This window comes from Streptococcus sp. ZY19097, from assembly GCF_040731245.1.
In the GTDB taxonomy this organism is placed as follows: domain Bacteria; phylum Bacillota; class Bacilli; order Lactobacillales; family Streptococcaceae; genus Streptococcus; species Streptococcus orisratti.
Window position 1 is genome coordinate 1,188,406 of the sequence record NZ_CP160400.1, and the last position, 24,344, is coordinate 1,212,749.

At 39.1% G+C, this 24,344-nt stretch carries 21 protein-coding genes; 19 read left to right on the forward strand and 2 right to left on the reverse strand.

The window, feature by feature from the left end; genetic code table 11:
• The first annotated feature begins 475 nt into the window (after window positions 1–475).
• The 11 genes from ABZ559_RS06155 to nth all read left to right on the forward strand — a co-directional run bounded on the left by ABZ559_RS06155 (window position 476) and on the right by nth (window position 11,525).
• Complete coding sequence (locus ABZ559_RS06155) at window positions 476–1,591, forward strand: aminotransferase (RefSeq protein WP_367007544.1); 1,116 nt, start codon at window positions 476–478, stop codon at window positions 1,589–1,591.
• A 78-nt stretch (window positions 1,592–1,669) separates the two neighbouring features.
• A complete protein-coding gene (locus ABZ559_RS06160; RefSeq protein WP_367007545.1) occupies window positions 1,670–2,476 on the forward strand; it encodes a transporter substrate-binding domain-containing protein in 807 nt (268 codons plus the stop codon).
• Window positions 2,477–2,726: 250 nt separating this feature from the next.
• On the forward strand, window positions 2,727–3,965 hold the full coding sequence (gene hflX, locus ABZ559_RS06165) for a GTPase HflX (protein WP_367007546.1): 1,239 nt from the start codon (window positions 2,727–2,729) through the stop codon (window positions 3,963–3,965).
• The gene (locus tag ABZ559_RS06170; protein WP_367007547.1) at window positions 3,958–4,593 is read left to right on the forward strand and encodes a cystathionine beta-lyase; all 636 of its coding nucleotides are present in this window, start codon (window positions 3,958–3,960) and stop codon (window positions 4,591–4,593) included. Before hflX ends, ABZ559_RS06170 begins: the two co-directional genes overlap by 8 nt.
• A 22-nt stretch (window positions 4,594–4,615) precedes the next feature.
• The gene (rnz, locus tag ABZ559_RS06175; RefSeq protein ID WP_367007548.1) at window positions 4,616–5,545 is read left to right on the forward strand and encodes a ribonuclease Z; all 930 of its coding nucleotides are present in this window, start codon (window positions 4,616–4,618) and stop codon (window positions 5,543–5,545) included.
• On the forward strand, window positions 5,542–6,300 hold the full coding sequence (locus tag ABZ559_RS06180; RefSeq protein WP_367007549.1) for an SDR family oxidoreductase: 759 nt from the start codon (window positions 5,542–5,544) through the stop codon (window positions 6,298–6,300). Before rnz ends, ABZ559_RS06180 begins: the two co-directional genes overlap by 4 nt.
• Window positions 6,297–8,519, forward strand: a complete 2,223-nt coding sequence (gene recJ, locus ABZ559_RS06185; RefSeq protein WP_367007550.1) for a single-stranded-DNA-specific exonuclease RecJ — start codon at window positions 6,297–6,299, stop codon at window positions 8,517–8,519. The genes ABZ559_RS06180 and recJ overlap by 4 nt, the downstream gene beginning before the upstream one ends.
• Before the next feature lie 81 nt (window positions 8,520–8,600).
• Window positions 8,601–9,119 (forward strand): adenine phosphoribosyltransferase, encoded by a 519-nt coding sequence (locus ABZ559_RS06190; RefSeq protein WP_018376169.1) that lies wholly within the window; start codon window positions 8,601–8,603, stop codon window positions 9,117–9,119.
• A gap of 115 nt (window positions 9,120–9,234) precedes the next feature.
• Window positions 9,235–10,179 (forward strand): homoserine O-succinyltransferase, encoded by a 945-nt coding sequence (gene metA, locus ABZ559_RS06195; protein ID WP_367007551.1) that lies wholly within the window; start codon window positions 9,235–9,237, stop codon window positions 10,177–10,179.
• A gap of 9 nt (window positions 10,180–10,188) precedes the next feature.
• Window positions 10,189–10,869, forward strand: coding sequence for a DnaD domain-containing protein (locus ABZ559_RS06200; RefSeq protein WP_367007552.1), 681 nt, complete (start codon window positions 10,189–10,191; stop codon window positions 10,867–10,869).
• A complete protein-coding gene (gene nth, locus ABZ559_RS06205; protein WP_018376172.1) occupies window positions 10,866–11,525 on the forward strand; it encodes an endonuclease III in 660 nt (219 codons plus the stop codon). The genes ABZ559_RS06200 and nth overlap by 4 nt, the downstream gene beginning before the upstream one ends.
• Window positions 11,526–12,089: 564 nt before the next feature.
• Here the strand turns inward: nth and ABZ559_RS06210 are convergent.
• Window positions 12,090–12,686, reverse strand: a complete 597-nt coding sequence (locus tag ABZ559_RS06210) for a hypothetical protein (RefSeq protein WP_277290791.1) — start codon at window positions 12,684–12,686, stop codon at window positions 12,090–12,092.
• A gap of 121 nt (window positions 12,687–12,807) precedes the next feature.
• On the opposite strand from ABZ559_RS06210, the gene ABZ559_RS06215 reads away from it, so the two are divergent.
• From ABZ559_RS06215 to smc, 5 genes are all read left to right on the forward strand, one after another.
• Window positions 12,808–13,494 carry a tRNA (adenine(22)-N(1))-methyltransferase TrmK gene (locus ABZ559_RS06215; RefSeq protein WP_367007553.1) on the forward strand — a complete coding sequence of 229 codons (687 nt, stop codon included), beginning with the start codon at window positions 12,808–12,810 and terminating at the stop codon, window positions 13,492–13,494.
• Window positions 13,484–14,272 (forward strand): Nif3-like dinuclear metal center hexameric protein, encoded by a 789-nt coding sequence (locus ABZ559_RS06220; protein ID WP_367007635.1) that lies wholly within the window; start codon window positions 13,484–13,486, stop codon window positions 14,270–14,272. The genes ABZ559_RS06215 and ABZ559_RS06220 overlap by 11 nt, the downstream gene beginning before the upstream one ends.
• A gap of 12 nt (window positions 14,273–14,284) precedes the next feature.
• Window positions 14,285–15,109 (forward strand): ZIP family metal transporter, encoded by an 825-nt coding sequence (locus ABZ559_RS06225; protein WP_018376176.1) that lies wholly within the window; start codon window positions 14,285–14,287, stop codon window positions 15,107–15,109.
• Between the two features lie 276 nt (window positions 15,110–15,385).
• Complete coding sequence (gene rnc / locus ABZ559_RS06230) at window positions 15,386–16,093, forward strand: ribonuclease III (protein ID WP_018376177.1); 708 nt, start codon at window positions 15,386–15,388, stop codon at window positions 16,091–16,093.
• A 42-nt stretch (window positions 16,094–16,135) separates the two neighbouring features.
• Complete coding sequence (smc, locus tag ABZ559_RS06235; protein WP_367007554.1) at window positions 16,136–19,675, forward strand: chromosome segregation protein SMC; 3,540 nt, start codon at window positions 16,136–16,138, stop codon at window positions 19,673–19,675.
• Window positions 19,676–20,079: 404 nt separating this feature from the next.
• Here the strand turns inward: smc and ABZ559_RS06240 are convergent, their stop codons facing one another.
• The gene (locus tag ABZ559_RS06240) at window positions 20,080–20,904 is read right to left on the reverse strand and encodes a DUF6287 domain-containing protein (protein ID WP_367007555.1); all 825 of its coding nucleotides are present in this window, start codon (window positions 20,902–20,904) and stop codon (window positions 20,080–20,082) included.
• A gap of 253 nt (window positions 20,905–21,157) precedes the next feature.
• Between ABZ559_RS06240 and ABZ559_RS06245 the strand changes: the two genes are divergently transcribed.
• The 3 genes from ABZ559_RS06245 to ftsY are packed head-to-tail and all read left to right on the forward strand — an operon-like array spanning window position 21,158 to window position 24,287.
• Window positions 21,158–21,955 (forward strand): Cof-type HAD-IIB family hydrolase, encoded by a 798-nt coding sequence (locus ABZ559_RS06245; RefSeq protein WP_367007556.1) that lies wholly within the window; start codon window positions 21,158–21,160, stop codon window positions 21,953–21,955.
• Window positions 21,956–22,777, forward strand: coding sequence for a Cof-type HAD-IIB family hydrolase (locus ABZ559_RS06250; RefSeq protein WP_367007557.1), 822 nt, complete (start codon window positions 21,956–21,958; stop codon window positions 22,775–22,777).
• Between the two features lies 1 nt (window position 22,778).
• Window positions 22,779–24,287 carry a signal recognition particle-docking protein FtsY gene (ftsY, locus tag ABZ559_RS06255; protein WP_367007558.1) on the forward strand — a complete coding sequence of 503 codons (1,509 nt, stop codon included), beginning with the start codon at window positions 22,779–22,781 and terminating at the stop codon, window positions 24,285–24,287.
• Window positions 24,288–24,344: the final 57 nt, after the last annotated feature.

A 24,344-nucleotide genomic window follows, 5' to 3' on the forward strand; every position in this document is an offset into this window, starting at 1 on the left:
TAATTTTGCGAGAGTAAAAGGGACTTATTTAAATTCAGACTCCTTTTTAGAACCTGTATTCACAAGTGAGGTGCTTATAGATAAGAAATAGTTTTTCGCTAATCAAGGCAGTTTTTTGAGAGAATACTGACTGTATTTTAAAAAAAACTAACGATGAGTAGCGAAAAAACTAGCCTTAGATAGACGTGCTGAACTGTGAATATAGGTTCTTATTCTTTTTTTATTTGCAGTGATAGTAAAGTGTCTCAAATTTTATTATTGACAGACCTTTCTTTATCCAGTATGCTAGAGAAGTTAACTGTACGATATTATACTCTTTGAAAATCAAACTCAGATGTCGTTGCTTTGATTTGATGAACTTCAGTTTTATCTGCGCCTGCGTTACCTAGTCTGGTTTTGATTTTCATTGAGTATCAGCGGTAGTTAGATTTGCCTGCTCTGCTATTTTCAAAAAAGAATTGAAAGGTTGTCGGATATGTATTTGCCGCGATTTGGGGTTGAGGAGTGGTTAAATAGCCACGAAAAAGATGCGATTTATGATATTGCTGGGGTGTCAATTGATGCTTTGACTATGGAAGAATTATTTGAGTTGTCTGGTGTTACTTCTCAAGAATTTTTTCAACAATTGATAACTAAGAAAATGGATTATGGTTGGATTGAGGGGTCTCCAAGGTTTAAAGAGGCGGTTAGTTCCCTTTATCAATACATTTCACCAGAACAAATTTTACAAACTAATGGGGCGACGGGAGCTAACTTTTTGGTGCTTTATGCACTTGTTTCGACGGGAGATCATGTGATTGCGCATTACCCAAGTTACCAACAGCTATATGATATTCCAAAATCACTTGGTGCAGAAGTGGAACACTGGCAGATTAGGGAGGAAAATAATTGGTTGCCTGATTTGGATGAACTGCGCCAGATGATCCGCCCTAACACTAAGATGATTTGTATTAATAACGCTAACAATCCGACCGGTGCTGTTATGGATAAAGCCTATCTCAAAGAATTGGTTGATATTGCATCTTCGTGCGGTGCCTATATCCTTGCCGACGAAATCTATCATTGCTTTGATGGTCGTGACATCCCAGCTATTGCAGACCTCTATAGTAAAGGAATTTCAGTTAACAGCCTCTCTAAAACTTATTCGTTGCCTGGTATCCGTGTGGGTTGGGTGGCGAGTAGCCCTCAGGTGGTTGATCTTCTTAGAGATTATAGAGACTATACCTTGATTTGTGCTGGAGTTTTTGATGATATGCTTGCTACCTTGGCATTGGAACATAGGGAGCAAATTTTGGCTAGGAATGCTAAAATTGTTACGGAAAATTTGGCTATTTTGGAGAATTGGATAGCATCTGAATCTAGAGCTAGTTTTGTCAAACCAGCTTATGCTTCATCCTCTTTTGTTAAATTGGAAATAGCAGAACCAGTTGAAGAGTTTTCTTTATCTTTGTTAACTGATTATGGGGTATTGGTTATTCCTGGAAATCGTTTTGATTTTGAAGGTTTCGTTCGAATTGGTTATTGTTGCCCTCCAGAAATCTTAAAAGCTGGTCTCGCCAAACTATCCCAGAAACTACATGAAAATGATTGAATTTTTATGCACATATATATTGACAGATGAATAAAAGGACGTTATACTTAGATTAAGTTAAAAGAAAAGAGTATAAAAATGAAAAAAATTGTTTTGGGAGCAATTTCCCTTTTATCTGTCTTCACCCTAGCTGCTTGTGGTTCGTCATCTAATGAAAACTTACAAGATAAAATTGAAGAAAAAGGTAAGTTAGTTGTAGCTGTTAGCCCTGATTATGCCCCTTTTGAATTCAAAGCGCTTGTTGATGGCAAGGACACCATTGTCGGAGCTGATATCGAGTTGGCGCAAGCTATTGCGGACGAATTAGGTGTTAAGCTTGAATTGTCTTCTATGAACTTTGATAATGTTTTATCAAGTTTACAAACTGGTAAGGCTGATATGGCTATTTCAGGTTTGTCTTACACAGCTGATCGTGCTAAAGTTTACGATTTCTCAGATCCTTACTATGAAACGGAGAATGCCGTTTTGGTAAAAGCGGAAAATGTAGACACTTATAACTCTATTGAAAGTTTAGTTGGGAAGAAAGTTGCTGTACAAAAGGGCAGTATTGAAGAAGGGCTTTCAAAAGATCAATTTAAAGATTCTAATGTTGTATCTTTAACAGCGATGGGTGAAGCTATCAATGAATTGAAAGCGGGTCAGGTCCAAGCTGTTGATTTGGAAAAACCAGTTGCTGAGGGTTACCTTGCACAAAATTCAGACTTAGCTTTAGCAAGTTTTGCTCTGAAAACGGGCGAAGGTGATGCTAAGGCGGTTGCTATGCCAAAAGGTAGTGGGAAACTTGTCAAAACAGTTAATAAAGTCATTGCTAAATTGGAAAAAGAAGATAAATATAAAGACTTTATTTCAGAAGCTGCTAAGTTAACAGGATCAGCAGTAGAGTAAAGCAAAGGGAGAGTTTCTCCCTTTTTTAATTTCTAAATTTCTGAAAAATCCTGCTTTATGGTATAATAAAATAGCTAATCAAAAAGTAGTCTGCTTATACTCTTCGAAAATCAAAATTATCCGTTGTCAACTTGCCTTGATGAACTCAAGTTCTATCGTCGGCTTCGTTTCCTAGGCTACTTTTGATTTTCATTGAGTATTACTTGGATAAAGTGGCAGACTGCTTTAATGATTGAGATGAGGTGAGCAGATGATTGAGACGCAAGAAAAGCAAGAACGGGTAATGCTATTAGGAGTTGAACTTCAAGATACTGAAAATTTTGACATGTCTATGGCAGAGTTAGCCTCCTTAGCCGAAACGGCGGGTGCTGAAGTTGTAGCTTCCTACTCACAAAAGCGTGAAAAATATGACAGTAAGACTTTTGTTGGTTCTGGGAAATTAGCAGAGTTAAAAGCTTTAGTAGAAGGTGATGAAATTGACTCTGTGATTGTCAACAATCGTCTGACACCTCGCCAAAATGCAAATTTGGAAACGGAATTGGGTGTTAAAGTTATCGACCGAATGCAGTTGATTTTGGACATTTTTGCCATGCGAGCGCGTAGCCATGAAGGAAAGCTACAAGTTCACTTGGCACAGTTAAACTATATGCTGCCTCGTCTAGTGGGGCAGGGGGTCATGCTCAGTAGACAAGCAGGTGGTATTGGTAGCCGTGGTCCAGGTGAAAGTCAGCTAGAACTTAATCGCCGTTCCATCCGTAATAAAATTCTTGACATTGAACGTCAACTCAAGATTGTTGAGAAAAACAGAAAAACCATTCGTGAAAAACGGATTGATTCAGATACTTTCAGAATTGGCTTGATTGGTTATACCAACGCTGGTAAATCAACTCTTATGAATCTGCTGACAGACAATAAACACTACGAAGCCAATGAATTATTTGCGACACTGGATGCTACAACCAAGCAGATGTATCTACAAAATCAGTTCCGGGCAACCTTGACCGACACGGTTGGCTTTATTCAAGATTTACCAACGGAACTAGTGGCTGCTTTTAAATCAACATTGGAGGAAAGCCGTCATGTGGACCTGTTGCTTCATATCATTGATGCCTCAGACCCAAACCATAGTCAGCATGAAAAAGTAGTTTTGGATATTCTTAATGATTTGGACATGCAGGATATTCCTCGTTTAGCAGTATACAATAAGATGGATTTGGCTGATAATTTAATAGCAACTGCTTTTCCAAATGTGCGTATTTCTGCGCGTGATAAAGGAGCCAAAGACCTTGTACGTAAGCTCATCATTGATGAAATTCGGGATATCTTTGTTCCTTTTTCCGTTAAAGTTCATCAAAATCAAGCTTATAAACTTTATGATTTAAATAAAGTTGCCCTTTTAGACCGATACAGTTTTGAAAAAGAAACTGAGACGATTACAGGCTATATCTCAGAAAAAAATAAATGGAGGTTAGAAGAATTCTATGACTAATTATGTAGACTTGGCCTTGACTTACGGCGGTTTTACAAATTTGGATAGGGTTTATTTGGAAAATAAGCTGGCGCAGTTATCAAATGATCAAAAACTGGCCTTTATCACACCTCCGCCCTCTGTTATCAATGCCTATTTTGCGGAGATTTATCAAAAACAATCGCCTCAGGCTGCGACAGATTATTATTTTGATTTGTCTAAAAATCTAGCTTTATTCACGAAAAAGCCATCTTTTGATGAAGTTAAACCCTTTATTCGACTTAATCTTTCTGGAAAAGCTTATGGATTTGTCTATGAAAATGATGATGAAGAGGCTGTGGTATTTGCAGAGAATGAAGAGGTTATTGAGGACAGCCTTTTATTTGAAATTGCTCAGATTTTTCCTCACTACAAGGTTTATGTTGAAGGCACAGCTATTAAAATGCGAAAAATAGATTTTTCAGAGGAGGTTCTTGAAGATCTCACCCCTGCGACTAGTCTGCTCAGCCATGTGACAAAATTAAAAGGAAATCTCATAAAAATCTCTAGCTTTAATCAGGAAGAGTTGCTAGAATTGGCGCAGCATTTTTCAGGGGGAAAATACTATGCCTATAAGGATCGAGAAGTCATTCTCTATCTCAAAAAATAAGTATTAGAAAGAATAGCAAGATATGGAATTACAATTTTTAGGAACAGGAGCTGGACAACCATCACGAGCGCGTAATGTGTCAAGCTTAGTGCTCAAACTTTTGGATGAAATTAATGAAATTTGGATGTTTGATTGCGGAGAGGGTACCCAGCGCCAGATTTTGGAAACAACGATTAAACCTCGTAAGGTGAGACGGATTTTTATCACCCATTTACACGGAGATCATATTTTTGGTTTGCCAGGATTCCTTGCAAGCCGAGCTTTCCAAGCTAACGAGGAACAGACGGATCTTGAAATGTATGGACCTGTTGGCATTCGAAATTATGTCATGCGTAGTCTACGTGCCTCAGGCACACGCCTACCTTATCGGATTCATTTTCATGAATTTGATGACAATAATTCTAGGAAAGTTTTGGAGACTGATAAGTTTAAGGTCTATGCTGAAAAGCTTGATCACACAGTTTTTTGCTTAGGGTATCGTGTGGTTCAAAAAGACTTAGAAGGAACTTTGGATGCTGAAGGTCTGAGAAAGGCAGGTTTGCCATTTGGTCCGCTTTTTGGCATGGTAAAAAAAGGGCAAAATGTGGTTTTAGATGATGGAACAAAAATTATTGCCAAAGATTTTATATCAGAGCCGAAGAAAGGCAAGGTTGTTACGATTTTGGGCGATACGCGTAAGACAGATGCTAGTGTTCGTCTAGGTCTCGGCGCTGATATCTTGGTTCACGAATCAACCTATGGCAAAGGGGACGACAAAATTGCTCATAAACACGGTCATTCAACTAATATGCAGGCGGCACAAGTTGCCAAAGAGGCTTCTGCCAAACGTCTTTTGCTCAATCACGTTAGCGCCCGTTTCCTAGGTCGTGATTGTAAAAAGTTAGAAACTGATGCACAGACTGTTTTTAAAAATACCCATTTGGTTTGGGATTTAGAGGAGATTAATCTATGAGAAACATTGCCATTACAGGGGCTACTGGTGGTCTTGCTCAAGAGATTGTTAAAAGACTATCTGCCGATGATCAGCTGATTGTCATGGGGCGTAGCCAGCAGCGATTGGAAAAACTATACGGAGATCGTCCGAAAACCAGTTGCCTTCAAGTTGATATCACTGATGATCATGCTATTGAACAGGCTGTTGCAACCATATATCAACAGTTTGGTCAGCTTGATGTTTTTATCAATAACGCTGGTTATGGTGATTTTTCTGCCTATGACGCATACGAAACCTCACAAATCAGACAGATGTTTGAAGTGAATACTTTTGCGACCATGACTTTTTCACGGCTAATAGGTCAGCACATGGCAGATCAAGGACATGGACATATTATCAATATTGCTAGCATGGCGGGGTTGATTGCTTCAAGTAAATCCTCGGTTTATTCAGCGAGTAAGTTTGCCGTTATCGGCTTTTCAAATGCTTTGCGTTTAGAGTTGGCAGAAAAAAACGTTTTCGTAACGACGGTCAATCCTGGTCCTATTGAAACGCACTTCTTTGACACTGCGGATCCTTCAGGCCAATACCTTAGAAGTGTGGAAAAGTTTACTTTGCAACCTGAACAAGTTGCTGAAAAGATTGTGGCCAACATCGGTCGATCCAAAAGGGAACTAAACATGCCATTTACCTTGGCAACCGCGCATAAACTTTACACTCTTTTCCCAACAATTTCTGATTTTCTAGCCAGAAAGGTGTTTAATTATAAATGATTAGATCCAAATTTTCTTGGAAAGAGGAAGGAAGAAAGCCAGATGATGGCTTTTTTGCCCTTGCTAAAAAAGAGGGGTTGAGTCCTCTAGCCACTGAAATTCTCTATCAGCGGGGCATTGACGATGATAAAAAGTTACAATCCTTTTTATCGGCGGATCTATCCCAGCTGCATGATCCTTATCTTTTACATGATATGGAAAAAGCAGTATCGCGAATTCGATTGGCTATAGAGAATGGTGAACAAATCCTGATTTATGGAGATTATGATGCCGATGGAATGACAAGCGCTAGTATTGCTAAGGAAGCTCTAGAAATGCTTGGAGCAGAGGTTCAAATTTATCTTCCCAATCGTTTCACTGATGGTTATGGGCCAAATAAGTCCGTTTATAAGTATTTTATTGAGCAGCAAGATATATCTCTAATTATTACGGTGGACAATGGCGTTGCAGGCCATGAGGCTATTGCCTATGCACAAGACCATGGAGTTGATGTCATTGTGACGGATCACCACAGCCTTCCAGAAGAGTTACCAGATGCTTTTGCGATTGTGCATCCAGAGCATCCACAGGCAGACTATCCTTTTAAATCTTTAGCTGGTTGCGGTGTTGCTTTTAAATTAGCCTGCGCCTTACTTGAATCTCTTCCAACAGAAATGCTGGATTTGGTAGCTATTGGTACTATTGCTGATATGGTTAGTTTGACCGATGAGAATCGTATTATGGTCAAAGCTGGTCTTTCTATTCTCAAAGAGACGGAGCGAATTGGGCTCCTTGAACTTATGTCAGTTTCTGACGTGAGTATTGAAGACATTACCGAGGAAACAGTCGGTTTTAAACTTGCTCCTCAACTAAATGCCCTTGGTAGATTGGATAATCCCAATCCTGCCATTGAATTATTGACAGGGTTTGATGATGAAGAAGCGCGAGCCATTGCCCAGATGATAAACCGCAAAAATGAAGAACGCAAGGAGATTGTTGAGAGTATTTTTGAAGAGGCTATGACTATGGTAAATCTGGATAAGCCAGTTCAGGTTTTGGCTAAAGAAGGTTGGCATCCAGGTGTTCTTGGTATTGTAGCTGGAAGAATTTTAGAGCAGATAAGCCAACCGGTAATCGTTCTCAATATCGAAAATGGATTGGCAAAAGGTTCTGCACGTAGTCTTGAAGCACTGGATATTTTTCATGCGCTCAATCAGAACCGCGACTTGTTTGTAGCATTTGGTGGTCACAGCGGAGCTGCAGGCATGACTCTTCAAGCAGAAGATTTAGATAAACTTGATAGTCTTCTTTGTGACTATGTCAGTAATTATCAATTAGATCTTTCCCAGAAAAATAGCTTGACCATTGATGGTCACTTAAACTTTGCTGAATTGAGTTTGGAGAGCCTTAGGAGTTTGGAGCGCTTGGCACCCTTTGGTATGGATAATAAAAAGCCTGTTTTTCTGTTGAAAAATGTCAAAGTGACCCAAGCTAGAACTATGGGACAAAATGGTAGCCATCTTAAACTTAAGCTGAGTCAGGGCAAGGATAGTTTCGATTTAGTAGCCTTTAATCAAGGACATTTGTATCAGGAATTTCAACAGGCTCAGCAACTTGAGTTAGCTGTCACCCTTTCTGTCAATAAGTGGAATGGGCAAACTACTTTGCAGTTGATGATGGTAGATGCTCGTGTGAAAGGGGTTCAACTTTTTGATATCCGTGCTAAAAATGCTAAATTACCTGCGGATGTTCCTGTCTTAGACGAAAATAGCAAAGCTTCAGAGGTTGTGGTCTTAGATATTCCAGATACGGCTGAAGAATTAAAGGCTCTCTTTGCAGATCGAAAATTTAATGCTGTCTATTTCAAAAACCAGATGAAGCAAAACTATTATTTGACCGGTTATGGAACGCGTGAGCAGTTTGCAAAACTCTACAAAACTATCTATCAATTTCCAGAATTTGATGTTCGCTATAAACTTAATGAACTCAGCCAGTTTCTCAAAATTCCAAATATCCTACTTGTTAAAATGATTCAGATTTTTGATGAGTTGAATTTTGTTACGATAACTGATGGGGTGATGACGGTCAATAAAGAAGCTCAAAAACGTGAAATTTCCGACAGTCAAATTTACCAAAATTTGAAAAAACAAGTTAAATTTCAAGAACTTATGGCCTTGGGAACTCCACAGGAAATCTATAATTGGCTGACAGAAAAGAAAAATGACGGTAAAAATGACTAGAATGTCCTATTTTACCCCAAATGAAAAATATGCTATAATGGACTGTAAATTATTTTTGGCTCAGGCCGATAGGAAGAAAAGATGGAATTAGAAAATTATATTGCTTCAATCGAAAATTACCCACAAGAAGGTGTAACCTTCCGTGACATTAGTCCTTTAATGGCAGATGGCAACGCCTATAGCTATGCTGTACGTGAGATCGTTCAATACGCAACTGATAAAAAAATTGATATGATTGTTGGGCCAGAAGCTCGCGGATTCATTGTCGGCTGTCCTGTTGCTTTTGAACTTGGTATTGGCTTTGCTCCAGTTCGTAAGCCTGGTAAATTGCCACGTGAAGTCATTTCAGCTGACTATGAAAAAGAATATGGTATTGATACTCTTTGTATGCATGCAGATGCCATCAAACCAGGTCAGCGTGTTTTAATCGTGGATGACTTGTTGGCGACAGGCGGGACAGTTAAGGCAACTATTGAAATGATTGAGCGCCTTGGAGGTATTGTTGCAGGCTGCGCTTTTCTTATCGAACTTGATGGACTTAATGGTCGTAAAGCTATCGAAGGTTATGATACAAAGGTTTTAATGAATTTCCCTGGTTAATTCTGAAATAGTATAGTTTTTAACTATAACTGACTAAAGAATTTATATAATTGAAAACTATATCTCCATGGTCTATAATATTAACTAGGATATTGTAAGAAATGGAGATATTTTTATGCCGATAAAACTTGATAAAGAACTGCCAGCACTTGATATTTTGCGTTCAGAGAATGTCTTCATTATGGATAACAGCAGAGCGCGACATCAGGACATTCGTCCGATGGAAGTTTTGATTTTAAATCTTATGCCGACTAAGGAAGCAACTGAGACCCAGCTACTGCGTCTTTTAGCCAATACACCTCTGCAAATCAATGTTGATTTTCTTTATATGGAAAGCCATAAATCTAAAAATACTACTGCTCAACACTTGGAGACCTTTTATAAAACTTTTTCGGACATCAAAAATAAGTATTATGATGGTCTGATTATCACAGGTGCTCCTGTTGAAACCCTAGATTTTGAAGAGGTTGATTATTGGGAAGAACTTTGTCAAATTTTTGACTGGTCAAAAAGTCATGTCTATTCAACCTTACACCTTTGCTGGGGTGCGCAAGCAGCCCTATATTATAAGTATGGTGTTAATAAAGTCAGAATGGCACATAAGCTGTCTGGTATTTTCTCGCAAGACGTTAAGGAAAGCCTTAATCCTCTGATGCATGGTTTTGATGATGCCTTTGATTCACCACATTCTCGCCATACAGAGGTGCTAGCTAGTGATATTGCCGATTTGGATAATATTGAGGTTGTGGCAGCAGGCGAGGAAGTAGGGCTTTCTATTCTAGCTAGCAAAGATCTTCGTGAGGTATATAGCTTTGGACATTTAGAATATGATCGTGATACCTTGAGCAAAGAATATCTACGTGATTTTGAGGCGGATAAACATCCGGGGTTACCAGTAAATTATTTTCCTGATGATGATCCAAGAAAGCCTGTCAAAATGCGTTGGAATTTAGCGGCAACAACCTTCTTTAGTAATTGGCTCAACTATGCCGTTTATCAGGAAACACCTTATCAATTGGAAGAACTGGAAACAGATTTTTCTTATTATGGGTATTTGTAGAGGATAAAAATGCAATTTTTAGAACACTATAAGTCAGGAAACTTGGTTTTACCAGCTGCCTTACTTTTTCACTACAGGGACATTTTCGCCAACAGTGACGATTTTCTGGTTTGGCAATTTTTCTATTTGCAAAATACGACAAAATTAGATGATTTAGCACCTAGTCAGATTGCTTCTGCCTTAGATAGAACTGTAGCAGATGTCAACCGTATTATTTCAAGCCTCACTTCTCAAGAACTTTTGGACATGAAAACGATTGAACTGGATGGTGAAATTGAAATTATTTTTGATGCTAGTCCTGTATTAGCAAAGCTGGATGCTCTTTTAACACAGCCAGAGGACACAGAAGCGCCAGCAGAAGAAGGAAATCAACTGAAGTCCCTTGTTGAAGATTTTGAACGTGAATTGGGGCGAATGCTCAGCCCATTTGAACTGGAAGACATACAAAAAACAATCAAGGATGATAAGACAGATCCAGATTTGGTTCGGGCTGCCTTGCGTGAGGCAGTTTTCAACGGGAAGACCAACTGGAATTACATCAATGCTATCTTGCGCAATTGGCGTCGCGAGGGTATTACGACTTTACGTCAAATTGAGGAGCGCCGTCTGGAACGCGAGGAAGCTAAATCAAGTCAAGTCCCCGTTTCAGATGAGTTTTTAACAGCTATGAACTTGTGGAGTGACCAATGAGAATTGGTAAGGAACGCTTGAAACAGGTTTTAGCCCTGATTGGTGAAATGTTCCCAGATGCTCACGGAGAGTTGGAGTGGGATAAGGACAAGCCGTTTCAGCTGTTAGTGGCAGTTATTTTGTCTGCTCAGACCACTGACAAGGCGGTCAATAAAATTACACCTGAACTTTGGACACATTACCCTGAGATTGAAGACTTGGCAAACGCTAACTTGGTAGATATTGAGAATTGTCTGAGAACAATAGGCTTATATAAGAACAAGGCCAAGAATATCATTAAAACAGCGCGAGCTATTTTGCGTAACTTTGATGGTAAAGTCCCAAAGACGCATAAGGAACTGGAAAGCTTGCCAGGTGTAGGCAGAAAGACTGCTAATGTCGTTTTAGGGGAAGTATATGGTATTCCTTCAATAGCTGTCGACACGCATGTGTCTCGGATTGCTAAGCGTTTGAATATATCTGCTCCAGATGCTGATGTGACTGAGATTGAGAAGGATTTGATGAGAAAGGTGCCTAAGAAAGATTGGATTATCACACATCATAGGCTTATCTTTTTCGGTCGCTATCATTGCACTGCTAAAAATCCCAAATGTGATAGCTGTCCCGTTCAAAGTTATTGTAAATACTACAAAGATGTGGTGAAAGCAAATAGATAAGAAGGGCTCTCCAGCCCTTTTTATAGTCAATTAGTTTATCTTTTATTACTTCAACGTAAGAGGAAACCCCGTTTCCTTATTTCCAACTTCAAACAATCCAGTGGAGTGTTTGAACTCACTTTGCCGTACTTTACGAAAGTGACTTGCTTCGCATGTCTTATTTCCAACCTAGGGCAGCCTAGAGGCTGTTCTAGCAACCTGCAGCTCGTTGCCTAGTACTAAAAGACTACACTATTCAAAGCGAAGAGAATTCTTGTTTTGAAGTTGTCAAATCACCTAAATTCAAAAGCATTGCGTTTATTGACTTTGATGAGATTGTTAGGACCTCCAATTTGGTGTTGTAATAAGGTAATTCCTGTCGTTTAAAACCTTGGTCTGCTGAGTAATTTTTTATCAGGAATTATCAAACTGAGATTGCTTAACTCCTATTTTTTCTGGTTTTAAATGAGATGATATTAGGAGTTATGAAGTCTGTTGTATTCAAAAAAAAAGACAAGCTTGATAAGAAAGTTTGTCTTTTATCTGAACTAATTAAGTTTTTTTTGTCTATCACATTTCAATTTTTTAGTTACCACGATAATAAACATGGTCTCTGTAATTATTATTACCAAAAAGAAGACCTGATGCTATCACCAGACGGTCACGGCTAGTATCAGAGACATCTCCACCACCTTCTGGGGAGAAATAAGTCTGTGCTAATTCAACACCAGCGGGAATGTAATACAAGGTTTGGGACTCTCCATTGCTAGTATTAAAGGTTATAATGGCAATTTGGCCATCCAATCTAGGATTACTTAAAAAATAATCTCCCGGAATGTTGCCATCGCTGGCAATGGTGAGGTTATCAGTCTGACTTTGCCAAGTACCAGCGATGAGATCGTACCTCCCTGATAAGAGTTGAGCATAGGGGTCGGGTTGTGTGGCACTGTCAGTTGTCTGTGTTGACTCGTTAGAGGCTACTGAAGAGCTTGTTTCAGACGAAGTCGCTGATGACGTTGTCTTGCTAGAAGAGCTGCTTGATTGACTCGTTTTTTTACTTGAGCTAGCTGCAAGGCTAGATGATGGCGAGGTTTCTTCTCCTTGTTTTTCGGATTGCTGGCAGCCAGTCACACCGATAAAAAGTAAAAGTAGAGGCAATACAAGGTAAATTTTCTTTTTCATAACAATCACTCCTTTTCATAACTATTATACTACGAAGTGACGTTTTTTTGATAAATTTGACTAGAATAGACACACATAAGATGTTATACTAAATTTATCACAATACGAAAAAGGATATGATATGCAAACACCGTTATCAAATAGATTAAGAAAGGTTACGGAATACGTCCCTGAGGGGGCGCGACTTCTGGATGTCGGCAGCGACCATGCTTATTTACCCATATACCTTATAGAAAAAGGACACATTGATTTTGCCATTGCTGGCGAGGTAGTCAAAGGGCCGTATGAATCGGCAGTTTCCAACGTGGCAAATGCTCAAATGACTGACAAGATTGATGTGCGTTTAGCTGATGGCCTTGCTGCTTTTGAAGAGTCTGATCAGATTTCAGTGATTACCATCTGTGGTATGGGCGGTTATTTGATTGCTGAGATTTTGGCTAATGGCAGAGCAAAGCTAGACAAGGTTGAACGCCTGATTTTACAGCCCAATAACCGAGAGGATGAACTCCGCGACTGGTTAGCGCAACATGGTTTCAGGATTGTAGCTGAGACTATCATGACCGAAAATGATAAATTTTATGAAATCATGGTAGCAGAGCATGGTGATATGACCTTATCCGCTCAGGAGCACCGTTTCGGTCCTTATCTTAATCAAGAAAAATCAGCGGTCTTTAAAGCTAAGTGGCAACGTGAATTAAACAAACTTCAAATAGCTCTCAGTCATGTTCCAATTAGCCATGAGGCTGACCGCTTTGCTATTTCCCAAAAAATTACAGCTATCAAGGAGGCACTTAATGATAAAAGCTAAAGATTTAATCGCACGCTATGAAGCCTATTGTCCTCAAGAATTATCACTGGAGGGGGATATTTCGGGATTACAAATCGGAAGTTTGGATAAACTTGTCAATCGTGTCCTGGTGACACTAGATGTACGTGAGACAACAGTGGCAGAAGCCATCGAAAAAGGGGTTGATTTAATTATTACCAAACATGCTCCCATTTTTCGTCCTCTAAAAGAGTTGACATTGACTCCACAAAATAAAATCTATATTGATTTAATCAAACACGATATTGCTGTTTATGTCAGTCATACCAATATTGATATTGTGCCTGATGGTCTCAATGATTGGTTTTGTGATCGTTTAGGTATCAAGTTTACAAAGCCATTGAGATTAACCAAAGATAGTTATGGAATTGGACGTATCGGAGATGTCCCAAGGCAGACTTTTTCGGAGTTTGCCGTGAAAATCAAAAATGTCTTTCATTTGGATAGTGTCCGTTTGGTTAGTTATGGTCAAGAGAGCAAGATTATCCGCCGAGTTGCTATCTGTGGTGGTAGCGGTGACGATTTTTACAAGGATGCTCTAGTCAAAGGCGCAGATGTTTATGTGACGGGTGATATTTATTACCATACTGCCCAAGAAATGATTACGAATGGGCTTTTGGCTATTGATCCAGGTCATCATATTGAAGTTTTATTTATTGAAAAAATTGTTGAAAAATTAAATGAATGGAAGAAAGAGATGTTTTGGTCAGTAGATATTATTGCTAGCCAAGCGCAAACTAATCCTTTTAGTCATCTTTAAAAAGAGGTCTTTATGTTTGAATGGTTTCAATCACAAAATGCTGTTTTTCTGGCTCTTCTAGCTGGATTATTTACATGGTCTTGTACGATTATCGGTGCAGCAATTGTCTTTTTCTTCAAAAAAATCAGTCGCAAACTTTTAGATGTCATGATGGGATTTGCTGCTGGAGTCATGATTGCTGCTTCTTTTTGGTCACTATTGGAACCTGCTTTAACCTATGCTCAAAGTGATTACGGAGTATGGTCTTGGTTTCCAGCGGCAGCAGGTTTTCTCATAGGCGGTTTTAGTCTGCGCTTAATCGATGCTTTAGTGCCTCATCTGCATATTGGTGATGATATCACAGAGGCTGAAGGTATTCAACCCAAGAAAAAATTATCCAAAACAGCTTTACTATTTTTAGCTATTACTATTCATAATTTTCCAGAGGGGTTAGCAGTAGGTGTAACTTTTGGGGCGCTTGCAAACGGGAATATGACAACAACTGGACTTTTGGGAGCTATTGGTCTAGCGGTTGGAATTGGTTTGCAAAATATTCCTGAAGGTGCGGCTCTCTCAGTTCCGATACGTGCTGATGGAAAGTCAAGGGCGCGTGCCTTTTATCTGGGATCTATGTCCGCTGTTGTCGAACCAATTGGTGCTGTTCTTGGTGCAGCCTTGGTTATGTTGATGCTCCAAATCATTCCTTATGCTCTTTCCTTTGCGGCAGGAGCCATGATTTTTGTAGTTGTGGAGGAATTGATTCCAGAATCTCAAAATAATGGCAATACGGACGTTGCGACCTTAGGTTTAATGCTTGGCTTTGTTATCATGATGGTCATGGACGTTGCTCTGGGATAATTATTTCAGTAAAAGAGAGCGGAAAATCAATGCTATTAAGTAAACTAACAACCTATCACATTTTGTGGTAGGTCAGTTTTTTGGGCTCTTTTCTACCATTGCTAATCTAGATGACGTTCATAGTATTAGTTGCAATTCTTGAGAAATCTTTTTTATTTGTCAGTCAGTCTTGGAGGCATTTTCTTTTTTAGCCGATTTTGCATATTTGTGGTAAAATAGAATGGATTGTATATCTATTAGAATGCACAAATAATTAATGATTTGAAAGGAAAACTCATGATAACCTTAGAAAGTAAGCTACGTGAAGAGTTTGAAATTGTTTTTAGTGATAAAAATTTGCTTGATACAGCCTTTACTCATACATCATACGCTAATGAACATCGCCTCCTAAACATTTCACATAACGAACGTTTGGAATTTTTAGGAGACGCCGTTCTACAACTCTTAATTTCACAGTATTTATTTAAAAAATACCCGCAAAAGCCTGAGGGAGATTTATCTAAGATGCGCTCGGTCATTGTACGTGAAGAATCGCTAGCTGGTTTTTCGCGCCAGTGTGGCTTTGATGATTATATTCGTCTTGGAAAGGGCGAGGAGAAGTCAGGAGGACGCGATAGAGATACTATTTTAGGGGATCTTTTCGAGGCTTTTTTAGGAGCTCTGCTATTGGACAAAGGTGTAGATGCTGTAGAAAAATTCCTTAATCAAGTGATGATTCCAAAGGTTGAGGAGGGGAATTTTGAGCGTGTTAAGGATTACAAAACGACCTTGCAAGAATTTTTACAAGTTGAGGGCGATGTTTCTATTGAGTATAGGGTAATCAGTGAGACTGGGCCAGCCCATGCCAAGATGTTTGAAATGGCCGTATATGTTAATGGTCGAGAAATCAGCACTGGTATCGGAAAGTCTAAAAAATTAGCGGAACAAACTGCAGCTCAGAGTGCTTTGCAAGTGTTCCAATATGAAAATCGAAAGGAAAACTAAGGAGTCAAACTGGCAGGGTTAGTTACTCCAACCACTTTCTCTATGTTTTTAAAAGAAATTGAAATGCAGGGCTTCAAGTCCTTTGCAGACAAGACAAAAATTGAATTTGATAAAGGTGTGACAGCGGTAGTTGGACCGAATGGTTCTGGAAAGTCAAACATCACAGAAAGCTTACGCTGGGCTTTGGGAGAATCTTCTGCCAAAAGTTTGCGCGGCGGTAAGATGCCTGATGTCATTTTTGCAGGAACTGAAAATCGTAAACCACTCAATTTTGCTCAAGTTGTGGTTAAATTGGATAACTCAGACGGTTTCATCAAAGATGCCAAAGAAGAAATTCGTGTTGAACGTCACATTTACCGTAATGGCGATAGTGATTATCTGATTGATGGCAAGAAAGTTCGTCTTCGTGATATTCATGACTTGTTTATGGATACTGGTTTGGGACGAGACTCATTCTCAATTATTTCGCAAGGGCGCGTTGAGGAGATTTTTAATAGTAAACCTGAGGAGCGCCGGGCTATTTTTGAAGAGGCTGCTGGAGTGCTAAAGTATAAGACTCGAAAAAAGGAAACTCAGAGCAAGCTTAATCAGACGCAGGACAACCTTGATCGACTGGACGATATCATTCATGAGTTGGAGATGCAGGTAAAACCATTGGAACGACAGGCCAAAACTGCCAAGCAATTTCTGGTCTTGGAGGAAAATCGTAAGCAACTGCAATTGGCGATTCTGACGGAGGATATTGAGCAGGATAAAGCTAAGCTAAATGATGCGAATGAAAGATTGACTGAAGTTAAAGAAAATTTATCAGCTTACTACGAGCAGCGCCAGCGTTTGGAAGATAAAAATCAAAAACTCAAAGACAAACGGCACATGGTCTCTGAGGCAATAGAGACTAAGCAGTCAGCACTTCTTGATTTAACCCGACTGATTTCGGATACCCAAGGGCAAATAGAACTTGTGCGCTTGCAATCTAGCCAATCTGAAGAAAAGAAACAAGAAGCCCATCAACGTTTAGATGATTTGGCGGTCCAGAAGTCAAATTTAGAGAAAGATCTAGCTACCAATCAAGAAAAGTTAGAAATTCTTAAAGAAAAGCTAACCGATATTCAACTGGCTATTCAGGAATCAGAGGCAGAACTAGCTCTCTTTTCTACTGATCCAGATCAAATTATTGAGAATCTGCGTGAAGAATTTGTAGCCCTGATGCAAGAAGAAGCCGATTTATCCAACCATTTGACAGCCTTATTAGCTGATATGGAAAATCAAAAAAAGCAGTCGGAAAATCAGTCAGCGGAATTATCTAGTTTGTCTGAGCAGCTTATTTCATTGAAAGAAAGCAGTCAAAAGACTTTGTTGGCTTATCAGAATGCTAAAGCAGAAGTTAAGGATTTGCTGGACCGTTATCAGTTACTTGTGACTGAAATAGGCGAAGATGAAAAAAACTATCAAGAATGTCAAGATAAGATGTTTGAGATGATGGATAAAATTAAGTCCAAAGAAGCGCGGCAACAGAGTTTGGAAGCTATTTTAAGAAATCATAGTAACTTTTACGCTGGTGTTAAGGCAATTTTGCAGGCTTCTCATGAGTTAGGGGGAATTGTTGGTGCGGTTAGTGAACATTTGACTTTTGATCGAAACCACCAAACCGCTCTAGAAATCGCTCTTGGAGGAAGTGCTCAACATATTATTGTAGAAGATGAAGCAGCTGCTAAACGTTCAATTGCTTATCTCAAACAACATCGTCAGGGACGAGCTACTTTCTTGCCGTTGACGACTATCAAGGCGCGTGAACTTGCAGGGCATCATCGCTCAAAATTGCAGGCTTGCGCAGGTTTTATTGGTATTGCTAATGATTTGGCAACCTATGATGCTCGTTTGGCCAATATTTTCCATAATCTTTTAGGGGTAACAGCTATTTTTGATACCATTGACAATGCCAATAAAGCTGCACATCAGTTGCATTATCAGGTGAGGTTGGTAACTTTAGATGGAACTGAAATTCGTCCAGGAGGTTCTTTCTCAGGAGGTGCCAACCGTCAGAATAACACTACTTTTATTAAACCTGAACTTGACGGTGTTAACAAGGAACTTTTACAATTTAAAAATCTTTTATGTCAACAGGAGATATTAGTTGAGAAATTGCACACTGAACTTCAGTCTAAAAAAGACCGACTTGCTGATTTGAAATCTCAAGGAGAAATGGCTCGCCTAGCTGAACAAAGGGCGGATTTGGAGTATCAGAAACAGGCTGAACGCTTGGCTGATGTTACTAAAGTTTATGAAAGTTTACAAGCTAATCAAGGTCCATTGGACGTCTCAACTTTAGAAGCTGATAAGGTTGAAATCGAAGCTAAACTTTTACAGTTGTCGGAGAAGAAGACTAAATTAACTAGTGAGATTAATCAAATAAAAGCTGACAAGGATAGTCTTAATCAGAAAGTTTCAGATCTCAATCAAAAATTGTCACAGTCTAGATTGCAGGAACGAGACTTGTTAAGTGAACAAAAATTCGAGTATAGTAATCAAACGCGACTAAAGAGTACTCTTTCCCAATTAAGTAGTGAAGTCCTAACTTTAGAGCAATTGCTTGCAACACATTCAGAAAATCAAGCTAATCAAGATTTGCCACGTTTAGAAAAACAATTAAGTGAAGCAAAAGAGCGTCAGACAGTTGACGAGGAACATTTGATTCAGTTGCGTTTTGAATTGGAGGATTGTGAGGCAGCTTTAGAAGATTTAGCTGAACAGGTTCAAAAAGCAAGCCAAGAAAATGAAGATTTCATTCGTCAACAAGCTCAGCATGAAGCTGAAATTGAAAAAATTTCGGATCGTTTGCGTAATTATTCAAAACATTTGATAGAAGATTATCAAATGTCCTTCAGCGAGGCCAAAGAAGTTGCGTTTGTTCTGGAAGATAGCATAAAGGCAAGACAAGATTTGCAAGATTTGCGTCGTCAGATAAAATCGTTGGGGCCAATAAATTTAGATGCCATTGTGCAATATGACGAAGTTAATGAGCGTTTGATCTTCTTAAATGGTCAGAAAGAGGATTTGGTTCGCGCTAAGAATCTTTTACTTGAAACTATTCATGATATGGATGATGAGGTGAAATCACGCTTCCGTGTAACTTTTGAGGCTATTCGAGAAAGTTTCAAATTGACCTTTACTCAGATGTTTGGTGGCGGTTCCGCTGATCTTTATTTGACAGAAGGGGATCTGTTAACGGCTGGTATTGAAATTTCAGTTCAACCACCAGGTAAGAAAATTCAGTCTCTCAACCTCATGTCTGGTGGAGAAAAGGCACTTTCGGCTTTAGCTCTGCTATTTGCTATCATCCGTGTTAAAACAATACCTTTTGTCATTCTTGACGAAGTAGAAGCTGCACTGGACGAAGCCAATGTCAAACGCTTTGGAGATTACCTCAACCGATTTGATAAGTCCAGTCAGTTTATCGTGGTCACTCACCGTAAGGGGACGATGGCTGCCGCAGATAGCATATATGGTGTTACCATGCAAGAATCTGGTGTGTCAAAGATTGTCTCAGTCAAGCTAAAAGATGCAGAACATATGGTGAATTGAGCAAATGATGTTCTAACTTCGTTTACTCTATTTGCCATTTTCAATAACGACTCAGAAAGTTGAAGCATGAAAAATTCGACTATGAAGAGTCTGGGACAAAAGTTTAACCTCAACTCAAGTATAAAAAGCGAACAAAACTAGTTTTCTGGTGCTCAGATTTTACTATTGTTCGCTTTTTATGTTTATACTCTTCGAAAATCAAAATTATCCGTTGTCAACTTGCCTTGATGAACTCAAGTTCTATCGTCGGCTTCGTTTCCTAGGCTACTTTTGATTTTCATTGAGTATTAGTTTATCAATTTGTAGAGTTGTTGATGAGAAACCTCGAAAATCAATCTCAGACGTTGTTGTCGTGGTTTGACGAAGATAGTTTTATCTGTCGTTTATATTGATTAGTCTGATTTTCATTGAGTCTCAGTATGGCTTTCTGGGGAAGATTGAGGAATCTCTGTTAGACTTTTTTCCTGAATCTCTTGAGTGATTTGGCTATCAATTGCGCTGCTAGATTCGATCGTTTCAGTCGTTAAATTTTCTGTTGGGTAGTCGTCAGAAATTTTATAGAAGACACTATTGATAAATTGTGTGGTTGATTCGTAATCAAAGCGGCTAATCTGGCTAGCAAAGAGACGGTCACGTCCAAAATCAGAAGGGTCTGAGCTTGTAATACCAAAGTGCCAAGCGGGAATCTCTATCCCTGCAGGATAGTAGTGCAAATTAAATCCACCACTGCCATGTCCGTTTGTCACATTAACATGTGATAGAGCTTCACCATTGGCGTCATATACTAATGTGCTCATGCTAAGACTGCCATCGTGGCTGACCAAGCCCTGTGGTGAGAAAGTCAGAGTGTAACCATTAGCATCAGCCCACGTACCAGAAAGGCTGGAAAAATCACCAAGTGAAAGGCTCGTAAAATCTAGTGAGCTTGTTTGGGAACTCAGTTGTCGTGTGTTAAGGATATCCTCTCCGGCTACCATTAAATCTTGTGTAACTTCATTTTCTGCTGGTGTATTAACAAGATCTGAGCGAAGTGATGTTGTTTGTGTTATGTCATTATGAGAAGATTGAACAGTCGCCTGATCGTTGGAAGTGGTAGCCTGTTTTGCTTTAGATTGAGTTGTTTGATGACTAATCGGCTTTGTATGACTTTGATCAGCTAAAATATATTTTCCAGCTGCCAAAAGTAAAATGAGACCCGAGGTTAGTGTAATAGCGGTAGATTTTTTCATGATTTCCTCCTATGTGTTATCATAAACTATATTCGAAAAAGGTTAGAAAAAAGTTTATTTTTGAAATATTTTAAAGGCTAAAAAGATGAAAGCATTTAAATAGTTGTTAATAGGCTGACTGTTGTCGCTTGAAAGTTAAATAGATGATTAACAGTTGAATGTCTATATCAAATTATTGGTTTCAACGATTGAATGCCCAATTTTCTGTGATTTTCTGATACAATAGAGGTATGTAAATAATTTGAGGTAGAAAATGATAAAATTAGTTGCAACAGATATGGACGGTACGTTTTTGGATGGTAGAGGAAATTTTGATGTTAACCGTCTCGGTGCCGTTTTGGATAAGTTTGATAAGGTTGGCATTGTTTTTGCAGTTGCTAGCGGACGATCACTTTTAGCCCTAGAGAAAATGTTTCAAGACTTTTCGGAACGTCTTGTTTTTATTGCTGAAAATGGGAATGTCGTTAAGGTAGGCAATGATGTCATTTTTGAGGCTAGTTTCACAGCACCACAATATACTGAGATTGCTCAAATACTCCTTGAAAGTCCGTATATGAATGGCTATGACTTTCTCTTATCAGGAGAAAATGGAGCATATGTTCATGAAAAAGCAGATTCTAGCTACGTGGAGTTTATTAGTCAGTATTATGAAAATGTGCAGAGCGTACCTGATTTTTCAGGACTTACTGATAAAATTTTTAAAGTGACAGCTAATTTTACCGAAGAGACAGTGCATCAAGGTGAATCTTGGGTCAATCAGGCGTTACCCTACGTTCAAGCTGTAACTACAGGTTTTAAATCAATTGATATTATTTTAAGAGGCGTAAATAAAAGAACAGGGCTAGAGCAGCTTTGTTTACAATATAACTTGGATCAGACAGAAGTTTTAGCCTTCGGCGATAACCTTAATGACTATGAGATGTTGGATTTTGCTGGAGTTGCAATAGTACCGGAAAATGCCCGAGATGAAATCAAAGCCATTTCAGATAAAGTGATTGGCTCTCATGAAGAAGAGGCAGTAATAGCCTATATGGAAGGATTGGTTGATTAAATGGCTAGAATTAAACTACTGGCCTTGGATATGGATGGTACACTTTTTACGACAGATAAAAGAGTGACAACCGAAAACAGAATAGCTTTGAAAGCAGCAGAAGAAAAAGGGGTACATGTTGTTATCACAACTGGACGTCCTTTGCCGGCCATTAAATATGTACTGGAAGATTTACAACTTTACGATGATAAGCACTACAGTGTCACTTTTAATGGAGGTCTGGTTCAGCGCAATAACGGTGAGATTTTGGACAAAAATGTCATGAGTAGAGACCAGTTGCGTGCTATATATGCTATTTTGGAACCTTTATCTCTACCCATGGACGTTCTAAGTGATGGTATTGTTTACAGTATTTCTAGTCAAGGGAATGACTCTCTCTATCATATAGCCAATCCGATGTTGACTTTTCAAAAACTGCCTTCTTTTGAGGAGATACCAGAAAATATTAGTTATAATAAGGTTGTAGTAGTCATTGACTCAGATTTCCTTGATCAACAAATCACCAAGTTGCCAAAAGAATTTTATCAGCAATTCGAGGTTTTCAAATCACGAGATATTATTTTGGAAATTATGCCCAAAGGTATACATAAGGCTGCTGGTCTGGAGTTGTTAATCAAGCATTTGGATGTTAAACAAGAAGAAGTTATGGCTATGGGCGACGAAGAAAATGATTTGAGCATGTTAGAGTGGGCTGGCTGGGGAGTTGCTATGGCCAACGGCGTACCACTTGCAAAAGAAAAAGCTGACGCTGTTACCCGACGAACAAATGATCAGTCAGGTGTGGCAGAAGCAATTAGAGAATATATTTTGAGTGAGGAGTAAAATGGGACTATTTGACAGACTATTTGGAAAGAAAAATCAGGAAGAAAAGACACAAGAAGAAATATCTGAACAACTGACAGAGCCGACTGCATCTGAGAACAGTCAAGCTGAGACTGTCCTTGAGACACTTGATATTAGCCAAGAATCTGAGAAAGCAGAACACGATTTAGCCACAGCAGGGCAAGAAGTGAAATTAGAATCTCCATCACTTACTCAGGAAGATAAGGCTGAAGATGAAGAGACTGAATTAGTTGTTCCTGATTTATCAAAAAATTTCCGCGAAGAAAACTTAGAAGTATCTTCTGAAGCAAAATCACAAGATGATATTGTCGAGGAAACTCATGATAATGTGTTTCAAGAAGAGAATTCAAATCAAAATTTGAAGGAAGACAACAACTCACATACTCAAGAAAGTCAGTCTGAATCTGCCCCTAAAAATGATGCCGCAGCACTTTTTATGGCAGACTATTATTCAAAAAAAGCAGCACTGGAGAAATCCATTGCAGATGGAACATATGTCAAACCTGAGGAGAACAAAGTTGAGGTTGAACAGGTTCATCATCAGAGAGAAGTGCCAGCCATTGAAAGTGAGGAAGAAAAATACAATCGTAGCTTGAAAAAAACGCGTACAGGATTTGCCGCGAGACTGAATGAATTTTTTGCTAATTTTCGCCGTGTTGATGAAGATTTCTTTGAAGAACTGGAAGAAATGCTCATCCTGTCAGATGTTGGTGTGAATGTTGCCACGCAATTGACTGAGGACTTGCGTTATGAGGCTAAACTTGAGAATGCTAAAAAACCTGAAGATCTCAAACGCGTTATTATTGAAAAGTTGGTTGATATTTACGAAAAAGACGGTATTTACAACGAGAAAATCAACTTTCAAGATGATTTGACGGTTATGCTTTTTGTTGGGGTCAACGGTGTTGGAAAGACAACATCTATTGGTAAGTTAGCCTACAAATATAAAAATCAAGGGAAAAAAGTCATGCTGGTAGCTGCCGACACTTTCCGTGCTGGAGCAGTAGCCCAGTTAGTCGAATGGGGACGACGTGTGGATGTTCCTGTTGTGACAGGGCCTGAAAAAGCAGATCCTGCTTCCGTTGTCTTTGATGGCATGGAAAGGGCTGTTTCCGAAGACGTAGATATTCTTTTGATTGATACCGCTGGTCGCCTGCAGAACAAAGATAATCTCATGGCAGAACTTGAAAAGATTGGTCGCATTATCAAACGAGTTGTCCCAGAAGCACCACATGAAACACTCTTAGCCTTGGATGCTTCAACCGGTCAAAATGCCTTGAGTCAAGCCAAAGAATTTTCAAAAATCACACCATTGACTGGACTGATTTTGACCAAAATTGATGGAACTGCCAAGGGTGGTGTGGTTCTAGCTATTCGACAAGATTTAGACATTCCTGTTAAATTTATCGGCTTTGGTGAAAAAGTTGATGACATTGGTGAATTTAACTCTGAAGACTTTATGCGTGGACTCTTGGAAGGTATTATTTAACGGAGTTGCATAATATTTATTAGAGTTGATAGCTTTAGGAAGAGAGCTCGGTCATGA